At 33.5% G+C, this 17,791-nt stretch carries 16 protein-coding genes and 2 pseudogenes; 4 read left to right on the top strand and 14 right to left on the bottom strand.

Annotation, left to right across the window (positions count from 1 at the left end; genetic code table 11):
- Nucleotides 1-323: 323 nt before the first annotated feature.
- The 4 genes and pseudogenes from H561_RS0119470 to H561_RS0119460 form a co-directional block, all read right to left on the bottom strand.
- Nucleotides 324-611, bottom strand: a complete 288-nt coding sequence (locus H561_RS0119470) for a hypothetical protein (protein ID WP_081411685.1) — start codon at nucleotides 609-611, stop codon at nucleotides 324-326.
- 32 nt (nucleotides 612-643) lie between these two features.
- Nucleotides 644-781: pseudogene (locus H561_RS23755) on the bottom strand (transposase); the annotation flags it as partial.
- A 136-nt stretch (nucleotides 782-917) separates the two neighbouring features.
- Nucleotides 918-1,850 (bottom strand): OmpA family protein, encoded by a 933-nt coding sequence (locus H561_RS23475; protein ID WP_162143039.1) that lies wholly within the window; start codon nucleotides 1,848-1,850, stop codon nucleotides 918-920.
- A gap of 453 nt (nucleotides 1,851-2,303) precedes the next feature.
- Nucleotides 2,304-2,849 carry a hypothetical protein gene (locus H561_RS0119460; RefSeq protein ID WP_027388507.1) on the bottom strand — a complete coding sequence of 182 codons (546 nt, stop codon included), beginning with the start codon at nucleotides 2,847-2,849 and terminating at the stop codon, nucleotides 2,304-2,306.
- Between the two features lie 329 nt (nucleotides 2,850-3,178).
- On the opposite strand from H561_RS0119460, the gene H561_RS0119455 reads away from it, so the two are divergent.
- The 3 genes from H561_RS0119455 (at nucleotide 3,179) to H561_RS23745 (ending at nucleotide 5,802) form a co-directional block, all read left to right on the top strand.
- Nucleotides 3,179-3,748: a Crp/Fnr family transcriptional regulator gene (locus tag H561_RS0119455; protein WP_027388506.1), complete on the top strand. Its 570-nt coding sequence runs from the start codon at nucleotides 3,179-3,181 to the stop codon at nucleotides 3,746-3,748.
- Between the two features lie 79 nt (nucleotides 3,749-3,827).
- Nucleotides 3,828-4,562 carry an SDR family NAD(P)-dependent oxidoreductase gene (locus H561_RS0119450; protein ID WP_027388505.1) on the top strand — a complete coding sequence of 245 codons (735 nt, stop codon included), beginning with the start codon at nucleotides 3,828-3,830 and terminating at the stop codon, nucleotides 4,560-4,562.
- A 1,048-nt stretch (nucleotides 4,563-5,610) separates the two neighbouring features.
- A complete protein-coding gene (locus tag H561_RS23745) occupies nucleotides 5,611-5,802 on the top strand; it encodes a Na+/H+ antiporter NhaA (protein ID WP_316929431.1) in 192 nt (63 codons plus the stop codon).
- A 566-nt stretch (nucleotides 5,803-6,368) separates the two neighbouring features.
- Here H561_RS23745 and H561_RS0119425 read toward each other — a convergent pair.
- The 8 genes and pseudogenes from H561_RS0119425 to H561_RS0119380 all read right to left on the bottom strand — a co-directional run.
- Nucleotides 6,369-6,554 (bottom strand): annotated as a pseudogene (locus H561_RS0119425) (IS982 family transposase); the annotation flags it as partial.
- Between the two features lie 204 nt (nucleotides 6,555-6,758).
- Nucleotides 6,759-6,995, bottom strand: a complete 237-nt coding sequence (locus H561_RS0119420; RefSeq protein WP_027388502.1) for a hypothetical protein — start codon at nucleotides 6,993-6,995, stop codon at nucleotides 6,759-6,761.
- A 269-nt stretch (nucleotides 6,996-7,264) separates the two neighbouring features.
- Nucleotides 7,265-7,714, bottom strand: a complete 450-nt coding sequence (locus tag H561_RS0119415; protein ID WP_162143038.1) for a hypothetical protein — start codon at nucleotides 7,712-7,714, stop codon at nucleotides 7,265-7,267.
- Between the two features lie 339 nt (nucleotides 7,715-8,053).
- Nucleotides 8,054-8,674 (bottom strand): PDDEXK nuclease domain-containing protein, encoded by a 621-nt coding sequence (locus tag H561_RS22905; protein ID WP_051349460.1) that lies wholly within the window; start codon nucleotides 8,672-8,674, stop codon nucleotides 8,054-8,056.
- Nucleotides 8,675-9,125: 451 nt separating this feature from the next.
- Nucleotides 9,126-10,049 carry a TraB/GumN family protein gene (locus tag H561_RS0119395; RefSeq protein WP_027388499.1) on the bottom strand — a complete coding sequence of 308 codons (924 nt, stop codon included), beginning with the start codon at nucleotides 10,047-10,049 and terminating at the stop codon, nucleotides 9,126-9,128.
- Between the two features lie 215 nt (nucleotides 10,050-10,264).
- The gene (locus H561_RS0119390) at nucleotides 10,265-11,026 is read right to left on the bottom strand and encodes a hypothetical protein (protein ID WP_027388498.1); all 762 of its coding nucleotides are present in this window, start codon (nucleotides 11,024-11,026) and stop codon (nucleotides 10,265-10,267) included.
- Between the two features lie 202 nt (nucleotides 11,027-11,228).
- Nucleotides 11,229-11,915, bottom strand: a complete 687-nt coding sequence (locus tag H561_RS0119385; RefSeq protein WP_027388497.1) for a response regulator transcription factor — start codon at nucleotides 11,913-11,915, stop codon at nucleotides 11,229-11,231.
- Nucleotides 11,905-13,203: a sensor histidine kinase gene (locus tag H561_RS0119380; protein WP_027388496.1), complete on the bottom strand. Its 1,299-nt coding sequence runs from the start codon at nucleotides 13,201-13,203 to the stop codon at nucleotides 11,905-11,907. The genes H561_RS0119385 and H561_RS0119380 overlap by 11 nt, the downstream gene beginning before the upstream one ends.
- A 127-nt stretch (nucleotides 13,204-13,330) precedes the next feature.
- On the opposite strand from H561_RS0119380, the gene H561_RS0119375 reads away from it, so the two are divergent.
- A complete protein-coding gene (locus tag H561_RS0119375) occupies nucleotides 13,331-15,703 on the top strand; it encodes an outer membrane beta-barrel family protein (RefSeq protein WP_027388495.1) in 2,373 nt (790 codons plus the stop codon).
- A gap of 218 nt (nucleotides 15,704-15,921) precedes the next feature.
- Here H561_RS0119375 and H561_RS0119370 read toward each other — a convergent pair whose 3' ends face one another.
- Both H561_RS0119370 and H561_RS0119365 read right to left on the bottom strand, forming a co-directional pair.
- Nucleotides 15,922-16,383: a hypothetical protein gene (locus tag H561_RS0119370; protein ID WP_027388494.1), complete on the bottom strand. Its 462-nt coding sequence runs from the start codon at nucleotides 16,381-16,383 to the stop codon at nucleotides 15,922-15,924.
- A 278-nt stretch (nucleotides 16,384-16,661) separates the two neighbouring features.
- The coding region (locus H561_RS0119365; protein ID WP_027388493.1) for a S41 family peptidase at nucleotides 16,662-17,791 on the bottom strand (1,130 nt) is incomplete at its 5' end.

The raw sequence follows: 17,791 nt of genomic DNA, 5'->3' as shown, positions 1-17,791 counted from the left end.
TCACAAAATGCCAAATGGCGCCAACTGTTTCCAGTTGGCGCCTTTTTTTTATCCTTTTTTTTCACTACTCAGAATGATCTAACGTAAAAATACTATTATTTGAAAAACACTTCCTCCGTCACAAGCATAAGCAAAGTCACTGCTTCCTTTTCAATATTTCCAAGCCCTAGATACCCTACGCACAAGAATTAAAAGAAAGTGATGAAAAAATTATTCTACCAGATAAACTCTTATAGAAAATAATGGTCCTGTCAAAAAACGGTGATAGATTCTCTCTTTACATCCGACACTATATCATCAATGTAATTCTAACTTTTTATTACTTAATTGCTTTCAAAAAGAATATTCAGAATTCTTCTGTTCTTATTGTTACAATCATCAAAAATGGACTTTTTATGTAAAGGAATTTTCAAAGTGCTAAAAAAATTGTTAAAGATGTAAGAAAAGGATGATAGTGAAAACAGATCGCTTAAAAATACTTGTGCATCAGGATAATTGATCTCTTTGCGATCGATCGCTTCCTGAACTTCCGAGAGCAGGTCTTTAAAACTTTCTAAGATATCCTGAAAAAATTTTTGCAGATCGTGGCTGACATTATGTATAACAATCATAAAAACATCTATATAGGGATATAATTTGCAGATCCTGTCTGATTCTTCTTCCAATTGTAGAAAGTTGCCTCACTTATACCCATTTTACGACAAACTTCTTCAACTTTCACCCCCGTTTCAGACTGCTTCAATGCAAAAATAATCTGACTCTCTGTAAATCTGCTCTTTTTGGCTACGCCTAACCATTGCGTTAGGTTTCATTAGATTTTTCTTTATTTAAATTTAAGTATTTCTTGAAAAATCTCTACTTTTAACTGATCCGGTTTTTTGGGAGAAGGTCAAACTTCAAATACTCAAAGAAAACTACTAAAATTTAACCAGTTCCACGCGGCGATTTTGTGATTTATTTTCATCTGTATCATTCGGTTTTAAAGGCTTTTCAGAACCAAATCCTACAGCTTTAAGCCTTTTTATATCGATGCCGCTTCCTGCTAATGCATACATGATCGTATTAGCCCTATCAGATGATAGTTTTTTGTTGAGTTGCGCATTTCCTGTGTTGTCTGTGTGTCCTTCGATGGAAAGGTTGATCGTATGATTCTCGGATAGGAAAGTATATATTTCGTCAACAACCTTCTGACCTTCAGGTCGTAGAGTGGCTTTATTGGTGTCAAAATTAATATTTAAGATAGCTTTCCCCGAATTACCAATGTCGGTTTTTATCTGTTCGGCGGAGTATTTTTTTACAGTCATTTCCAAATCCTGTATTTCCATAATGAAAACGTTACCCTGGGCCGAATTAGACTGTACATTTAAAATATATTTTTTCCCATTATTTTTGAACGCATAAACCGTGAAAGGTGAGTCGCTTTCTCTGGCAAGACCACTGGTTCTGTGTTTTCCGTTCCACATATTTTTTTCCAGCCTTGCTCTGTCATTTTCATTCTCTGGAAATTCTCCCTTAAAGAGCATTTTTGCACCGATTTTATCAAAATATGCATAAATGTTTTTGTCAAAAATAATTTGATTGAAATCTTTGCCGTTGCTTCCTTCAAAATTTAAAATACCTAATTTTCCCTCCGTAGTAATAATTCCGCTTCCTGTATAATTTTCCATTTTCTGATAATCAAATAATTCAGAAACGCCGTCTTTTTCATTGCTTATTTGTAGATCATTTGGTGCGGTAATAAAAGGGAAGTTACCTATATCTTTTAAATCAGGTATTTGATCCCAATTTATTTCTGCAGATTGGTTTTCACTTTTGTTTATTTGCTTATCAGAAGTTTTATTTTCTTCCACTCCTGTGATTGCTGATTTATCTTCCTTATTACAGGAAAATACAAGAATTCCAAAAAATAGAATGATGGCTGCTTTTTTCATTTTAATTTTGTTTTTATTATAGATTATACTCAAGACAATTGTGAGATTCTAATATAAGAGTTTCTTTGACAACAGTAATAATTTTAAGAAAACTTATTGATAATAATCTTAACTAAGTTTCTATTAAAGTTTATAGAGGTCAGTAATTAACTACTGACCTCTATAAACTTTAATATTCTTGTACTAAAACATCATCTGAAATATGAAGTTCATTGCTTAGTTTTCTAATCTGTGGCAGATTCAATTTTCTTTTTCCAGATAATATTTCAGATTTTCTAGAAGCACCTAAAATCTTACTTAAAAAATCAAAGGCCTCCTGCAGGAAGCCTTCGAAACACCAAATCACAAAATATTAATATGATAAAAATTCATTTATAAAGCTCTTGCAGTATAAGTTACTGTTTGAGTATACGTTCCGGCCGGTTTACCTAAGATATCAGAAGATGATGATTTCGCCGCTGGAATGGTGTAGTCCAGATTCAGGGTTAAGGCACCTCCAAGCGGAGCATTGGCCACTAAAGTCTGATCCGCTGCAGACAAAACAACAGCGCTTTTGGTTCCCCCCATGGTTCCGGCAGCTGCTGAAGTTTTGATGGTCAAAACATTTACCGGGATTTCGTTGGTTCCGTTCATGAAACTCGCACCGCCTGCTTTTACTTTTACATTAAAACTCTTTGTAGAAGTAACTTTCAAAGCGTTGGCCTGGGCCACTGTTTTTTCAGAATTATAATCCGCTGCAGTAGCATAGTTAAAGGCAACGGCACCACTGATTGCAGAACTTCCCGCGTCGATGGAGATTACATCGTTCAGGGTAATGTTTACTGTTGTGGTTGCAGTAGTATTCTGAGCTTGAACAATGTTGGTTCCTGATATGATGGCTCCGATAGTTAAGGCTGCAATGGCGATTTGTTTTGTCATGACCGTATTATTTATTTTTTATTCCTTTTCTTGTTTAATTGTTCTCTTTGAACACTACAAATCTACGGCGGCGATAAAAGTTTCTTTGTAGTGGAAAATGGAAGTTCATGTGGTAAAATAACTACACGTATTAGTTAATAGAAAAACCCTCAGCACTTAGAAAATGTTGAGGGTTTATTTATTGTATAAAAGTTGTTTATTATTGATTTTCTATCATTGAAGTAAGCATCATTTTTAGAGTTTTTTGAAGTTGCGTAAGTTTTGAAAATACCCCAAACATTCAGCAATTTACAATCTAATCGTTTTTTGAGATTTGATAACTTTGCAAAATGAGTGAATTTATAAATTTCCTGTTAGAATTTGGAAATCTCAGCCAGCAACAAATTGAATTAATCAAAGATAAATCAAAAAATTTAGAACTTGAAAAAGGTGACTATTTTTGGGAAACAGGAAAAAATTCAAAATACGTTGGGTTTGTTAGAGAGGGAATTCTGCGGGTTTATTACGAAAACGATAAGGGAGATGAGATCACGCATTACTTTGTGGAAGAAAACCATTGGCTTTCAGACTGGGATAATCCCGATAAAAGTTCCACTCCTATCGCAAATCTCCAAGCCATTACAAACTGTTCGTTCATTGTTTTTTCAAAGAAAGACTGGAACGGGTTATTACAATCTGTTGCCGGATTAAATGACATCATTCAAAAAATAATTATCAGACATAAATCGGAAAAATTAGAAAGAAGGAGTTCTCTCATTGCAAGAAATACTACCGAACGATATTTGTCTTTCATGAAACATTATCCAAATATGGTCAACCGTATCCCTTTGTCTTATGTAGCATCTTACTTAGGGATGAAACAGCCATCCTTAAGCAGAGTGAGAAAAAGTATCCGTTAATCACTTTTTCACAAATGTGAAAAAATTCTATTTTTTGTTGATCCAAATTTGCAATATCAAATTTTTAAATCAATAAAAAATGAAAAAAGTATTCATTACAGGAGCCAATAAAGGAATTGGTTTCGCTACCGCGAAGCAACTTCTTCAAAAAGGATTTTATGTGTATCTCGGGTGTCGAAGTCAGCATCGGGGCTTAGAGGCGTTGGAGCAATTAAAATCAGAAGGCTTACCACACTGTGAAATTGTACCGATTGATATTACCGATGATGAGTCTGTAAAAGATGCCCGAATCAGGCTTGGTAAAAAGACAGAAAGATTGGATGTGTTGATCAATAATGTCGGCATTACCGGAAGTATACCACAAGATGCTCTCAATGCCACAATTTCAGAGTTTAAAAAAGTTTTAAATACCAATCTATACGGAACCTTAAGAGTCGTTCAGTCTTTTACAGACCTATTGGAAAAATCAGAAGAACCACACATTATTAATATCAGTTCAAGTATTGGATCACTGACACTCCACGGCGAAACGAAATGGAAATATTACGAAAATGCCAATCTTTTTATGGTCTATGCCATATCCAAAGCTGCGCTGAATATGTATTCAATTTCTCTTGGCAACCAACTCCCGAAGTTCCGGGTTCATCTGATTGATCCGGGATTTATAAAAACTGACCTTACCAATAATCAAGGCACCGGTACGCCTGATGAAGCAGCGGATACGATTGTTCATACCGTTCTAAATAAAAACATACCTTCAAAAAAGTTTATAAGTGATGACCATGATTCTGAAACCCAAGAATGCCCGTGGTAAGAGAATAGATAATGTTATAGTAATAAAAAATGATCCCGGCTGGCGTCGGGATTATTTTTAAGAATTTTCATCTACATCGTTTCGATATCCTAATCACCTTTTTTATGATTATGCGGTTTCAGCGAAGTCTTGTTTTTGGGTGTTTGCTTATTATCTCTCTGGCGTTGATCTAACTTATCAGTAGATTCCGCAACTTTTTTCGGACCTGGTTTAATTCCCATCGTTAATGAATTTAAATATTAATAATATGTTGTAAATCAATCATATTTAATGCCAAATTATGTCCTGATATTGTAACCGGTATTCTGTTTCAGCAATTTTAATATTAATTGGATATCTTACAAATCTTTGTATTCATCTTTCACCATCCAATTCATAAGTTTCATAGCTTTTTAAGATTTATATATTAAACATCTTCGTTCCAACTTTCTAATACATCAAGAGCATTTCCCAATCTCCAGCAATTTCTTAAAGTTCTTGCGTTCTCATTTCCTAGTTCTATCCTTTTTCTGATTCTTGCCATTTTTCAGTTCGTTCTTCAAAAATCTCTTCTCTTTTATAAACTAATTCTCGGAGTTTTTCAAGACAAGTCATAGCTGCATGTGGTTAAATTAATTATTTTTTCGCTTTAATATTTTTTCACGTTCTTCTGAAAAATAACTGTAAAAGCTTCTGAAGAAAAAGTAATCAAGAAAAAAACTACAAACATGATTGCCATTAGTACCCAATCCATTTCTTTTTTCGATTCAAATAGATAAAATATTAAAAAACAAAGTGTTGATACAAAGAGTGACTGTATTAAATTCTGGATAGTAAGTTTCTTTTTCATAAATTTTTCTTGCAAGTAACCATAAGCTGTAATCTATTTAGAAATTTGCATTTGCACATCAAAGATCGTTTTTTGACACCTTACCTTCAGAAACAGTTTGACGTTAAATGTAAACTTTCGTGTTTCTGATTTCAAGTTTATTTTGCTTTTCGATTTTTTTAAACGCTTCTTATTACTGTTTCTACCTTCAATCCTGTCATAGAAGCCAGCTGCTGTCCGGTGAGCGAACTCCGTAACCTTTTCGAACTTGGCTTTCTGGCCTCTATAGGGTTTACCATGTCTTTATTCAATACCTCTCTGGCATTTACTACACATGGGAAATACCAGACAAAGGCAAAATTCGGCATCTTCGTTGCCTCCATTGTCAACGGTTTAGTCGGATATGTGATCCTCAATAAAAAATCCCTCTAAATGAGGGATTTATATTAGTTGACTCTAACGTCACAAGATCTGCTCGTACAATAGCTTCCTGTTTGATGATAGCAACAAATGTAATCGTTATTGGGACAATGCGATCCTCCACAAGCTGGTCCTGTTGGATCTGTTGGATTTGTTGGCTCCATACCTACGCCAGTACTACCACCTACACCTCCCGCTGCAAAAGTTGATTTTAATTTTTCTCTCGTTAATTTTTTCATAGTAATTGTTTTAAATTCGATTTTAAAGATAGGAACAATTCTCTAATAATTTATTTAACATAAAATAAAAACTAAAATATAGTTTTTGGGCTGTCGCCGTACTTTCTACAGCTCGTTGTGCTTTCCCAGTAGTTTTCTTTTATCCCATTTTGACTTTATAAGTCTATCATTTCTTGGATAATGAAATTCTTTGAAAGGTCATAATCTCGATCGATTAAAATTGCTCCATGAAAATAATTGTATTCCATAATCTATTTGTATTTCTAATAATATTTCCTATTATTCAATTCCCTTAATGCGTGAATATAAGATTTATCAACTTTTCATATGGATAAAAAACTCTGGTAAAATTCTGAATAAATGATTTTCACTGTCAATTCCTATATATTCTGCAGTTAAGCTTACACCTATCAATTCTAAATCACTCAATTTGGGAGTTCGGCGTTGATGCTCTAAAAGATTATCTTCTGATATTTTTCTCAAAACTTCCAAAATTCTTTCGCAATTTGCTTGCAAGTTGTTCATTGTAAATGTTTTGTGGTAAAAAAAAATTACTGATTCTCAATCAAATGAACAACTTTATTCTTTTTTATCATAAGGCCCAACGGGTTTAGTTATATAATCATTATAACCAATATATTTAAATAAGTAATAAACAAATTGCTACTGTAAAAATACACCAAACATTCAGCAATTTACAGTCTAATCGTTTTTTGAAACATTTAACTATTAGTCTTCTTTCTTTTGGAAATTGCCAATTTTAAAGAACATATTCAATATTCCCAATATCAATCCTGTTCCAACTGCTGTTACGATAGATTTAAAGAACAATTTTGTTAATGCTTCTCTATCTGAAAAATCAACATCAAATAATCCATAAATTAAGATTCCTGCGAAAAGTCCGGCAGAAATCGATAAAAATGTTACTTTAAAGTAGTAAAATCGATTCATTATTTTTTTTGACATATTTTATTTTTGTTTAAAAAAAGGCATATTCTTATTATGCAACCTATTAACATATCTAACTATTTTGATTCTTTTTCAATTATATAGGTTATATAACTAATATAGTTAATTAATTCAATTCCCCTTAATAAATACACCAAACATTCAGTAATTTATTTAGAAAAACTGGAATATGATTATTAATAAATTTAGTAATCAACCGACAAAACAATTTACAATACTTAGCGATACTCACTTTCCTATTGCAAACGAAAATGATAGTTGGATTTTTAGTTATCATCTATCGGGATAAAAACCAATTTTTTATAGTTGGGATATTTCTGTTTGTTGATGATTATTTTCGCAAAAACAGGACTATGTTTCCCTGTTGGTGGGCAAGGCTTCCAGAATTTTCTTTCCCAATGAATTTTTATTGTATCGTTGCTTTGCTTAGCATATAATTCCTCAATTTTAGGGGTAAAACATCCGTCTCCCATACTAAATAGATAATCGGCATTTTGGGCATAGTATTTTTCATAGCTGGCTTTGCTATGTTTTGTTGTGTCAATTATTTCTGCATTTAAAGCATCCTCATAATTTTCAACAACTTTAAAATCATTGGTGTAGTTGTGCGTAGTTTCTTCTATTGTAAATTCGGATATGTGTTTATTGCACGAACAGATAAAGGATATCAATGCTACAAATAATATTTTTTTAATTATTTGCATACTTTTTTTCATCGTTTTTTCTTTCGTTAAATTTAGAAATATTTTTGAATGTATGGCAGTTTTTTGTCAGGGTCGAATAGAGGTTGTCGGAACCGTTGTTCTTATGCCGAATTTTCAATGGCGTTTCTGCCAACTTGTATATACCCACTATACTCAAAGAAAACGAAGAGGTAATTGGAGCCATTACTGATGATTTAGAAGATAGTGTTAATCTGGCAAAATATTTAAAGCACTTAAAAAATGCGATTGTCACTTACAATCATCCCTTAGGGAGTAGCTTAAGCCCAGGTGATATTAAATTGTTTATTGATCATGGCGTAAAAGAAATACGTGCTATCAATAAGTAGTAATTTAGTTAACTGTATTCCCCGACTCCATCAAGAACTTTTGAAGATGCGTTATTAAAGCTGATTCTATTTGAGTTTCAGTCTGTGATATGTCTGATGGCAACCCTAAGAACTCAAAGATATATGGATCTTTTATAAAATTGGATACTTCTTTATTATCCAATCCTGGAAATTTCAGTAATCTTCCTAAGTACTGACTGTCAATATTTCTTTGAAGTGTCCTGGTATTCCAGTTTCCTTCAATCGAATGTTCTATATACTGTATTCTATGTTCAGGATTTTCAACTCGACTGATAATTCGGTAGTGCGTCCAGCTCAATTCGGTACGCACTGCGTTCCAAATTGGAAATGCGATGAAAAAAGCCCGCATATTATTAAGATTCCTATCATTAAAGCCTTTCCCAAATTCCAATGATAGTTGGGCAGCAAGATTTTTCAAAACTGATTTACCATACTTAGCCCGTAACTCACCGTCCTGCTCATCTTCAATGATAAGCTTTCCAATTTCCCAATACATTTTCAGCAATATCGTATTACTGTTTCTGTACACTTGGGTTTTTGCATCAATAATAATTTTTGCGATGGAACTGTAAAGCTCTTGATTGAACTGTGATCTTTCTATCATTTATCAAAATTACAAAATTTCTTTATCGTCAAGCTAGTGGACATGGGATCATTATCCAATATCAATGATGGGCCTGATATAATAAAACACTCCAAACATTTGTATAAGTGGCCGCAGTTCAGAAAGAGAGTTTTCTACCGCGAGCGTATCGTATTTGATTAACAACGATTTGATTGAACCTGGAGAGAACATGAAAGAATATTTCAAGAAAAAATATACAATACCTAATGAAATTTGTTAAAAACTCATATAACAATGAAAGCAAACTAATAAGAATATAAACAAAGTACTGCCAACAACAGAGGTTTTGTTTAAGACGGCCTGACGTAAAAAATCCGGCAGTAATTCTTCAATTGAGCATTAGTGATAAATTCAGCAAATGAAAAAGTGCAGCCTTTGGTCATCAAGACTGCACAAACGTTATTAAATTGAGAATATTACATTGTATGAATTACCTCGCAACAAGAATTTTCTCATTTTGTAGGCTTGATAGAATTGCTGTGTTTTTAGCACTATATTTTAATAATGGAACAGGAGTAACTTTATATCCTAATTTTCTAAGCTCACTGATAATTCCGCAATCCCAAAAAATATGCATTAAACCAACTGCTATAAAAGCATTGTTATTTTGCAGAATCTGATCAATTTGAGGTATCCATTTTTTATTTCTGTCACTAAGCATAGCGCCATTTTCACACTTCACGTTAAATTGATAATCAAAATTCATATCGCTCAAGTAAGTATTGGCGATACTGCAAAGCTGATTTTTATCTTTTTTCTTTTGTAAGTTTTTAACTCTGGCGCCAATACCTTCTTTAACTGCTTTCCAATCGTAGATTTGCATAGAGTTTAATGCTTTAAATTGATCTGCATTGGTTTCCAGCCCTACAGTTTTAATCTTGACTTTTTCGGCTACGGATAGAAGATAATCATCCAGGTGCTTTTCAGTATCTGTTGATTTTGTTGTTTCACAAACCTCTAATACATATAACTGCTCTAATTTAACAGCAAGTTCGGCGGGAGTTGCTTTGCTTATAGGTACTGTCCAATCGGTAGATATAGATTCCAGAAATTGAACATCCTTTTTATCAAGATGCTCTCGATATGAAAAATTGTCTGGTCGACTGTTCATTACGTCTATAATCGTTTTCTTTTTATCATCTACCGATTCAAAAACTGCGATATCTGAATGCGATAATAGCTCCTTAATCAATGGTCTTTCATCAACAAATGAATTGCCAACTTGATGGAGCGTTCCTAGTAAGTACGAAACTTTTTGAGAGCCAGGTTTTTCAATTTTCCAGAGAATGGTTTCCTGCGCAAATATTAATTGAATACTTAAAAGAAAAAGTAAGATTGCAACTTTTAATTTCATTGAGATATTTTTAGATTGTTAATTTAGAGAGAGGCTAATAAATATACGAAAAATCCTTATGTTAATAAATACTCCAAACATTCAGCAACTACTTTTATAAAAAGTACAGAAAAGTATTAATCGTTTTTGTGAGACTGTTATTTCCAGATATGACCTTTTTCCTGCCATAAAACAGAAATTATAATTACTCAACTAGTTGTTATTATAGTTACTAATTACAGCTCGGGATTATATTGTAAACAGATTATTGAGTCATTGCTGATTTCGAGTTCAAAGCCTAAGTTATGATTGAAGTAATCAGATGCTAAAATTTGGCAGCAGATTTCTTTACCATCTTTTATTTCAATAATTACATCCCAAATATCTAGACCGTCAAACCATTCATTACCAACATAATTAATCTTATTTTCAATTTTGTTTGCGTTATAAAAGTCAATAAGTTCCTTTTTACAGTCGGACAACCAATGAAAGAAATAAATCAAAATATCCAACTGATTTTCACTAAGAACGACGTCAGAATAAATTGAGATATCTGTTGTTTTAATAAATTTATTAAATATGTTTAACTGTGTTATTTTCGCAAATTCTATTTTAAATACTTCTCCCTCATTTAAAATGACAAAATCTACAACCGAGAGATTTTCAAGATTTTTTTTAATTCTGGATTCCCTCAAATCACGGTAATAAAATCGAGTATTTTTATAATTATTATCCCTATCTAATTTTGTTTGAGCTTCTGACTTTATCTTTTCTTCCTTTGTCGATAGTTCCAATGAGTCAAGTATTCTCTTTGTTTTTATGTTTAAACCAATAAGATTATAAATTTCACAAAGCATTATTGTTTCATCAAGATTTTTTTCTATATTTTCCATTTCATAAATTAAATCAAATAATTTTTCTACGCTTTCGGTAGAAGCTTTAGATTTTTTAAAGTTAGAAGTAACTAGAATATAGCTTTTGGTGAATCTATTTTTCATTTTCTAGATTATTATCGTACAATGCAAATTTAGGTATCGAGTAAATATAGATTAGTTTGATGCGTAATTACCTTCAGCCCGAAGTAATGAAGTTCATGCACATACATATCCAATCGTTTTTTGAGACTAATATTATTCAAATTGCATATCTACTACACTTATAATATAATTTGAATAAATACCCAAAAAGTAACCCGACCCATTAGCTTTCAGGAAATTCCAATTCAAAACCAATACCTCTTATGGATATGATTTTAATGGTTTCGTCGTGACGGAAATATTTTCTGATTTTGCTGATATAAACATCAAGACTTCTTCCTGTAAAATAGTCGTTTGTCTTCCATATTTTATCAAGGATGTCATCTCGTTTCAGTGTTTGATGATTAAAATTTAAAAACAAGATTATCAAATCTTTTTCACGGATGGTGATACGCATATTTTCTTTGTGATGGGTTAACATTAATTTTCCAGCATCTAATTTATACTCTCCAATTTTTATTTCACCTTCAACATTTTTTGATATATATCTTTTAAGAATATTTTTAATCCTAAGGATTAATTCTTCAGGATCGCAGGGTTTAGAGATATAATCATCGGCTCCAATCTTAAGGCCTGTGATTCTGTCGATCTGTTGATTTTTTGCAGTCAAAAAAAGAATAGGAAAATCAGGATGTTTCTCTAAGATCACTTTAGCAAGAGAAAAGCCATCCATATTAGGAAGCATGATATCAAGAATCCCTATATCGAATGATAGTAGATTGATGCCTTTTCGCAAAACATCCTTAGGATCTTGGAACCAATATATTTCAAAGCCACTTAATTCAAGATATTTTTTTAAGATCAGCCCGAAGTCATGATCGTCTTCTACCAAAAGGATCTTAGTCTTCATAAGGCAATGTGATTGTAAAAGTTGTTCCAATATTTTTCTCGCTGTCTAGATCTATTTTTCCGTCATATTTCTCAACGATATTTTTAACCAAGAAAAGTCCTAGTCCCAATCCTTTTGTATTATGAATATTATCGGACTGAATCCTGTAGAATTTTTCAAAAACATATTTTTGCTCAGATTTTGAAATCCCATTTCCATCATCCGATATTTTGATTTGTAAACGATCACGGACTGAGTCAAGTTCAATATCCACTTTTTGAGCACCATATTTTACACTGTTATCGCAAAGATTCTTTATGAGGGTCTCCATATCTGTTTTGTTGAAAGGCAGGCTGTCGAATGTGTTATTCCTAAAGCAAAATTCAGTGTCTGAATGTAGGAACTTTAGATCTTCAAAGAAGTCGCTCCAATCTCTGTTGAATGTTTTTTGTATTTCAGAAGCATTCTTTTCATCACTATTAAGCTGGATCATTAGATTTTCCAAACGCGTGATCTGTCTTTGTACCAAAGGGAGATCATTTCTGTCCCAGTCTATATCCAAAGCTTTTGCAGCAATTTTCAAAGTCGCGATCGGTGTTTTGAACTCGTGGGCGATATTGTCCACTACGGTGTGAAGGACTTCAACCTTTTTTTGCTGAATCATTAAATTCCGTATGGTCAAAACGAAGATCCATAATACGGCAGTTAAGATTAATATACAGCAGAGAATCAATGCCCATAGGTCTCTGAATACAATTGACTCAATATTCTTTATTTCATAATAATTTGCGATCGTTGTCCTGTATGTGTTTTTATTTTCAGTATCGTTTTCTATGGCTGAAGTGTCCCACACGCCTTCTTCGGTCTTGCCGGGTTTTATTACTTTTCGATTGGTTTCAAAGAGCGTAATAGGCTCATTAAAAAGGTATTTGCCAGTAGGAAGGTATTTGGTACTCAGTAGATCATATCTGTTGGCTACCTCGTATTTTGAATTACTGAATATGCTGTCAACCTTATTACTGTAGGAGGTTGTCGATTTCGTATTCACATGGCCGACATCCTTAATAAACTGACTCTTTGAAATTTTTCCTTTTCTAAATTTTACGAACAGATCATGGACCTTACGATTGCGAAGTCCATATTCATTCTTAGAATCATCACGGTAGATATCTAATTTTTCAGAGACCGAGCTATAAATCTGGCTTTCTTTTATCTTATAGGATTTATATAAAAAGTATACCTGTATAATCACTAAAATAAGGAAAAGCAAAGCAAAAATACCAATCAACTTCATATTATTCTTAATCATAGGTCAAATATAAAATTTTTCGTAATGCTAAATCGGCATTAACCTCTTCTTAACCTTCTTTTAACCTAAATTCTAGTTGTCAAAGTTCAATTTTGCGGTATTAAAATCAAACTTTAAACGAGATCAAATGAAAAAGATTCTTTTAACATTATGTTTCCCTATTATTGCTTTTGCGCAGCAGCAGAAAATAGAAGGCAAGGTGACCAACGAGGAAAACCAATCAATTCCTCAGGCCACGATAGAAATTTACGATACCAATAACGTATTGATAAAAAATCTGTTAAGTAATGAGCAAGGTATTTTTACGATAGAAGGGATTGCCGGTAATCAGGTAAAACTGATCGTTTACGATTTAGAATACAATGATTTCGAAAAGCAGGTAGATTTATTACAACCTAACCAGCTCATTGATATCAAGCTCAAAAAATCGGCCGTTTCTGAAATTGCCGAAGTTGCAATCGTCAAGAAAAAACCTATCATTAAAAGGAAAATTGACCGTTTGGAATTCAACGTACAAAATAGCAATATTTCCAATCTCAGTGCATGGGCAATCCTGAAAAAGACACCAGGCGTTGTTTTCTCAAACAACGAGTTCAAGATAAAAGGAAGTTCTGACATCCTTATTACCATCAATGATAAAAAAGTAATGGTAACAGGAGATGAACTGAAAACACTTTTGGAAAACACGCAGGGAAGTGACGTTAGATCTGTAGAGGTTATCACCAATCCGCCTGCGAAATATGAAGCTTCCGGAAGTGCGGTGCTTAATTTTGTGATGAAAGAAAATAAACTCGAAGGTTATCGTGGATACATTTCCGGAAAGTATGAGCAATCCATATATCCAAAGGGAACAGGAACCATCGCCCAATATTATCAGAATGGAAAGATATCGGCTATGGCAATTTATACGCGCGGGTCAGGCGCCTATTATCGTGCACAGAATACTTATATTTATTATCCCGAAGATAAAACCACGTGGAAAGGGGGTTTTAATAGAAAAGATATTGATGATCAACAGAATTCACTCAATACATCCATAAAATATCAGGCTGATGAGAATACATCCATTGCACTGGAATACCGTGGTTTTTATGATCCCAAATCTTACGGAATTTATGATGTTCCCACAAACATCTACAATGCCCAAAATATGCTGGAGTCCTATTATAATACGATCAATGATCATCATAGCAGCACGGCAAAAAACAATATTAGTTTACAGGCCGATCATCAATTTGGGAAAAGTAAATTATCTTTTATCACCTACTATATTTCGAATACCAGTAAAAATTATCAAAATATTTTCACGGCACTTAATTTTGCCAATCAGTTGCCGTCTTCTCAGACTTTTATCAATGACAGTGGTCAGGATGTCAGATTGTTCTCACAACAGACAGATTACAACTGGAAGAATGAAAAATGGGAAGTGGATGCCGGTGCAAAATACAGCGTAGTAAAAACAAACAGTATCTTGAATTTTTCCGATGACGACAAAGGCATTTTGACCTACAAACCAGAAAAAAGCAACGTTTTCGATTATCGGGAATCTAATTTGGCGGCCTATGCATCATTGTCCTTAAATTTGGATAAATGGAGTTTCAAAGGCGGTTTACGAGCAGAAAATACTGATTTAAGCGGAACAGTTAGTGAACCTGATGAAAACAACAGCAATCAATATTTAAAGTTGTTTCCTACTGCCTATGTTCAGTACACTACAGAAAGCAAACATCAGTTTGGCTTAACCTATGGTAAAAGGATCTCACGACCTAATTATTCCTGGTTAAATCCTGCCAGATCCTACTTTAATCTCTTTTCTTATTTTCAGGGAGATCCCAACTTAAAGGCTACGATCAGGCATAATATCAATTTCACGTACGATTATAAAGGCTGGAGCTTCGAAGCGTTTTACCGTAAGAAAATCGATCCTTCGATGGAGCTTAATTTCCAGATTCCGGAGACGAAAATGTTAGAGTATCGTTACACCAATATTAAAAAATCCAGTGCTTACGGATCAAGCATTGCCAAAGACTTTGAAATAAAACCGTGGTGGACGTTAAGCGCATCAGCAGATCTGTACCACGATGAAAACTTCTTTTATGGTCTTGATCAGCAATTGTACAAAAAACAGATCTGGGTCTTTAACTCAAGCATGTCAACAAATTTTACATTAGACAAAGCTTCAGACTGGACATTGGAGTTTGGAAACCAGTACGCCTCACCCGGAATACAGGGGACTTTTGAATACTCAGGGGTTTGGACTGCTTATCTTGTAATGAGCAGAAAATTCTTCAATAAAAAACTGGAGGCAACTCTCTTTTTTGATGATATCTTTAAAACTTCAAAGCAAAAAATTTCGACTAAATATTCTGATCAGAACAGTTCCTTTAGTGATTATCAAGACACACAGCTATTCTCTTTAACCTTAAAATACAACTTCGGAAATCAATCTGTTAAAGCTGCAAAATCAATTAAGAAATCTGATGAACAGAGCCGATTATAAAATTATATAGGTAATTCAACTCTAATATTATAAGTATATAAGACACATCAATATTCATTAGATTAAATTTATAAAATTGCGAGTAAATATTAATCGTTTTTTGAGATTTGGGAGTATTAATATAATTTTTGGGATTGGCGATAGTGTACTATCAAAGAATAATTATTGAATTTTATGTTTTCACTGTACCATGGCAAAAAACTTATTAACCTAAGTTTTTAATAGTTATCGGCTTGAAAACACAATTGAGTATTATTCTTTAATATTTTTTTACAAAACTTAAGAGTTGCTTCATATTCTTTTTCTATTAAATCTGATAATTGATAATTTGCATCTATCAATTCTAGATGACTTACGAATTCAGAGACACTTTCAATTTTCACTTCAACATCCACTGCCCAGTCTTGATTTTCTCCTACATAATCTCTGTCAAAATATTTATAAATTAAACTTGTCTTCTTTAGATCTCTAAAGTTTTCCCAGTGAAAATTTATAAGTTCTTCAAATTGATTTGTTGACATAATAAGCATAGATATAACTTCACCTTTAAAAGTTTTTTCAGTTAATATAACTTCACCTAATCCAATCGCTAATTTCTTTTGCCAATCTGTCAAAAAATCAATTTTATTCATATTAATGTTTCGTGCTGTTATTTCTGAGTTATATTCTATCATTTTCATTGCTAGCGATGATAGTAGTTACGTTACAAGGTCGGAATTTGTGGTTGATGGCGGTCAGACTTTATTATAATAACTGATTAAATAAGAAAGAAAGAAAGAAATCCGTCTCGCAATAAATGAGCGAGGCGGATTTTATTTTAATTAATTTTGGGTATGAGTTTGAAAAAAGAAAAGTTGTCTTGTTTTAATCGTTTTTTGAGATTATATTCCCACTTGCCATGCAGTACTTCTATTACCACTAATTTAATGAATTTCTTATAATCACCGTCCAGATCCAGCTATTGATTGATCCATTTTAGCGCCTCATTCAATTGAGTGTCTATATTTTTAGCAACATCGGATATGTTGGGATCAATCAGCTTGTCGATCTTAACGCCTTTGCGTTGGGCCTGAGTGCCATCTGGATAAAAAACAGCGTTGCCGGTAAACGGAAATTTATAGCCGCCAGGTAAAATAATCTCTTTATCATCACCATCTGCACCAGCGCTTTGACTACCGATGGTAATGGCATCAGGAAACATGTGCTGCAAGAACATGGTGTAATACTCTGCAGCACTCAGGGTTTCGCCATCTACCAGGATTGCAATTTTTGCATTCATAGTACGCTTGCCCGGCTTTGCTGTCGGCGGATAATACTCAACAATGTCTGTTATTTGTTTATACATGCCAATGTGCTGCTTATCCAACATATAATATTTTGAATAGAGGTTATTGTCTTTTCCAAAAGTATTGTACATCAGATAATAGAAACCGCCCCAATCCGGATAGCTTCGCATATCTAGAATGATGCCTTTTTGTTTTCCTGCCTGGATAAAAATAGAATCCATCGCACTTTTCAGTTTATCTTCGGGCAGGTTTTCAAGAAAGCGGGTTGTTTGATTAGCCCTGAAGATCACTACACCAGGAGCCGCATATTCGGGTTGAATGCCTAGATTACTTCTGGCCAGCTTGTTATTAATATAGGCAGATACTCTTTTGAAGTCGTCCTGCTTACTTACCCATTCAACATTGGTTTTTCTGGTACTGCGGCCGCGCGTCAATAATAGTTCGGCATGCAGATTATCGGTTGGGAAGAGCAGATTGTCCAGGTATCGGCTTAAACGAGAATTCAGAGCATTAGGATTTGAGGCTGAAAGATATTCGCCGATAAAGTCTACCCGCTTACTTATCGTTTCATCATTAACATGGGTGATCACATCGCCTTCTTCAATATCTGCTTGTTTGCACAATTCAGGAATGATAATTTTAGTAACTACCACCTTGGAGCCATTATTTACTAACTGATAATCAAAAGGTGGGTAAAACTTTACCTTCAGAATAGTCTTCCAGTTTTTCATTTCCTTGTAAAACCGAAGGGCATGGGTGTCATTTAAAGGGGCTACCAGTCTGAGTAATTGCGTTTCATAAG

It is taken from the genome of Chryseobacterium gregarium DSM 19109 (assembly GCF_000430845.1).
GTDB classification, from domain to species: Bacteria; Bacteroidota; Bacteroidia; order Flavobacteriales; family Weeksellaceae; genus Chryseobacterium; species Chryseobacterium gregarium.
This window is presented reverse-complemented; position numbering and strand designations above follow the sequence as displayed.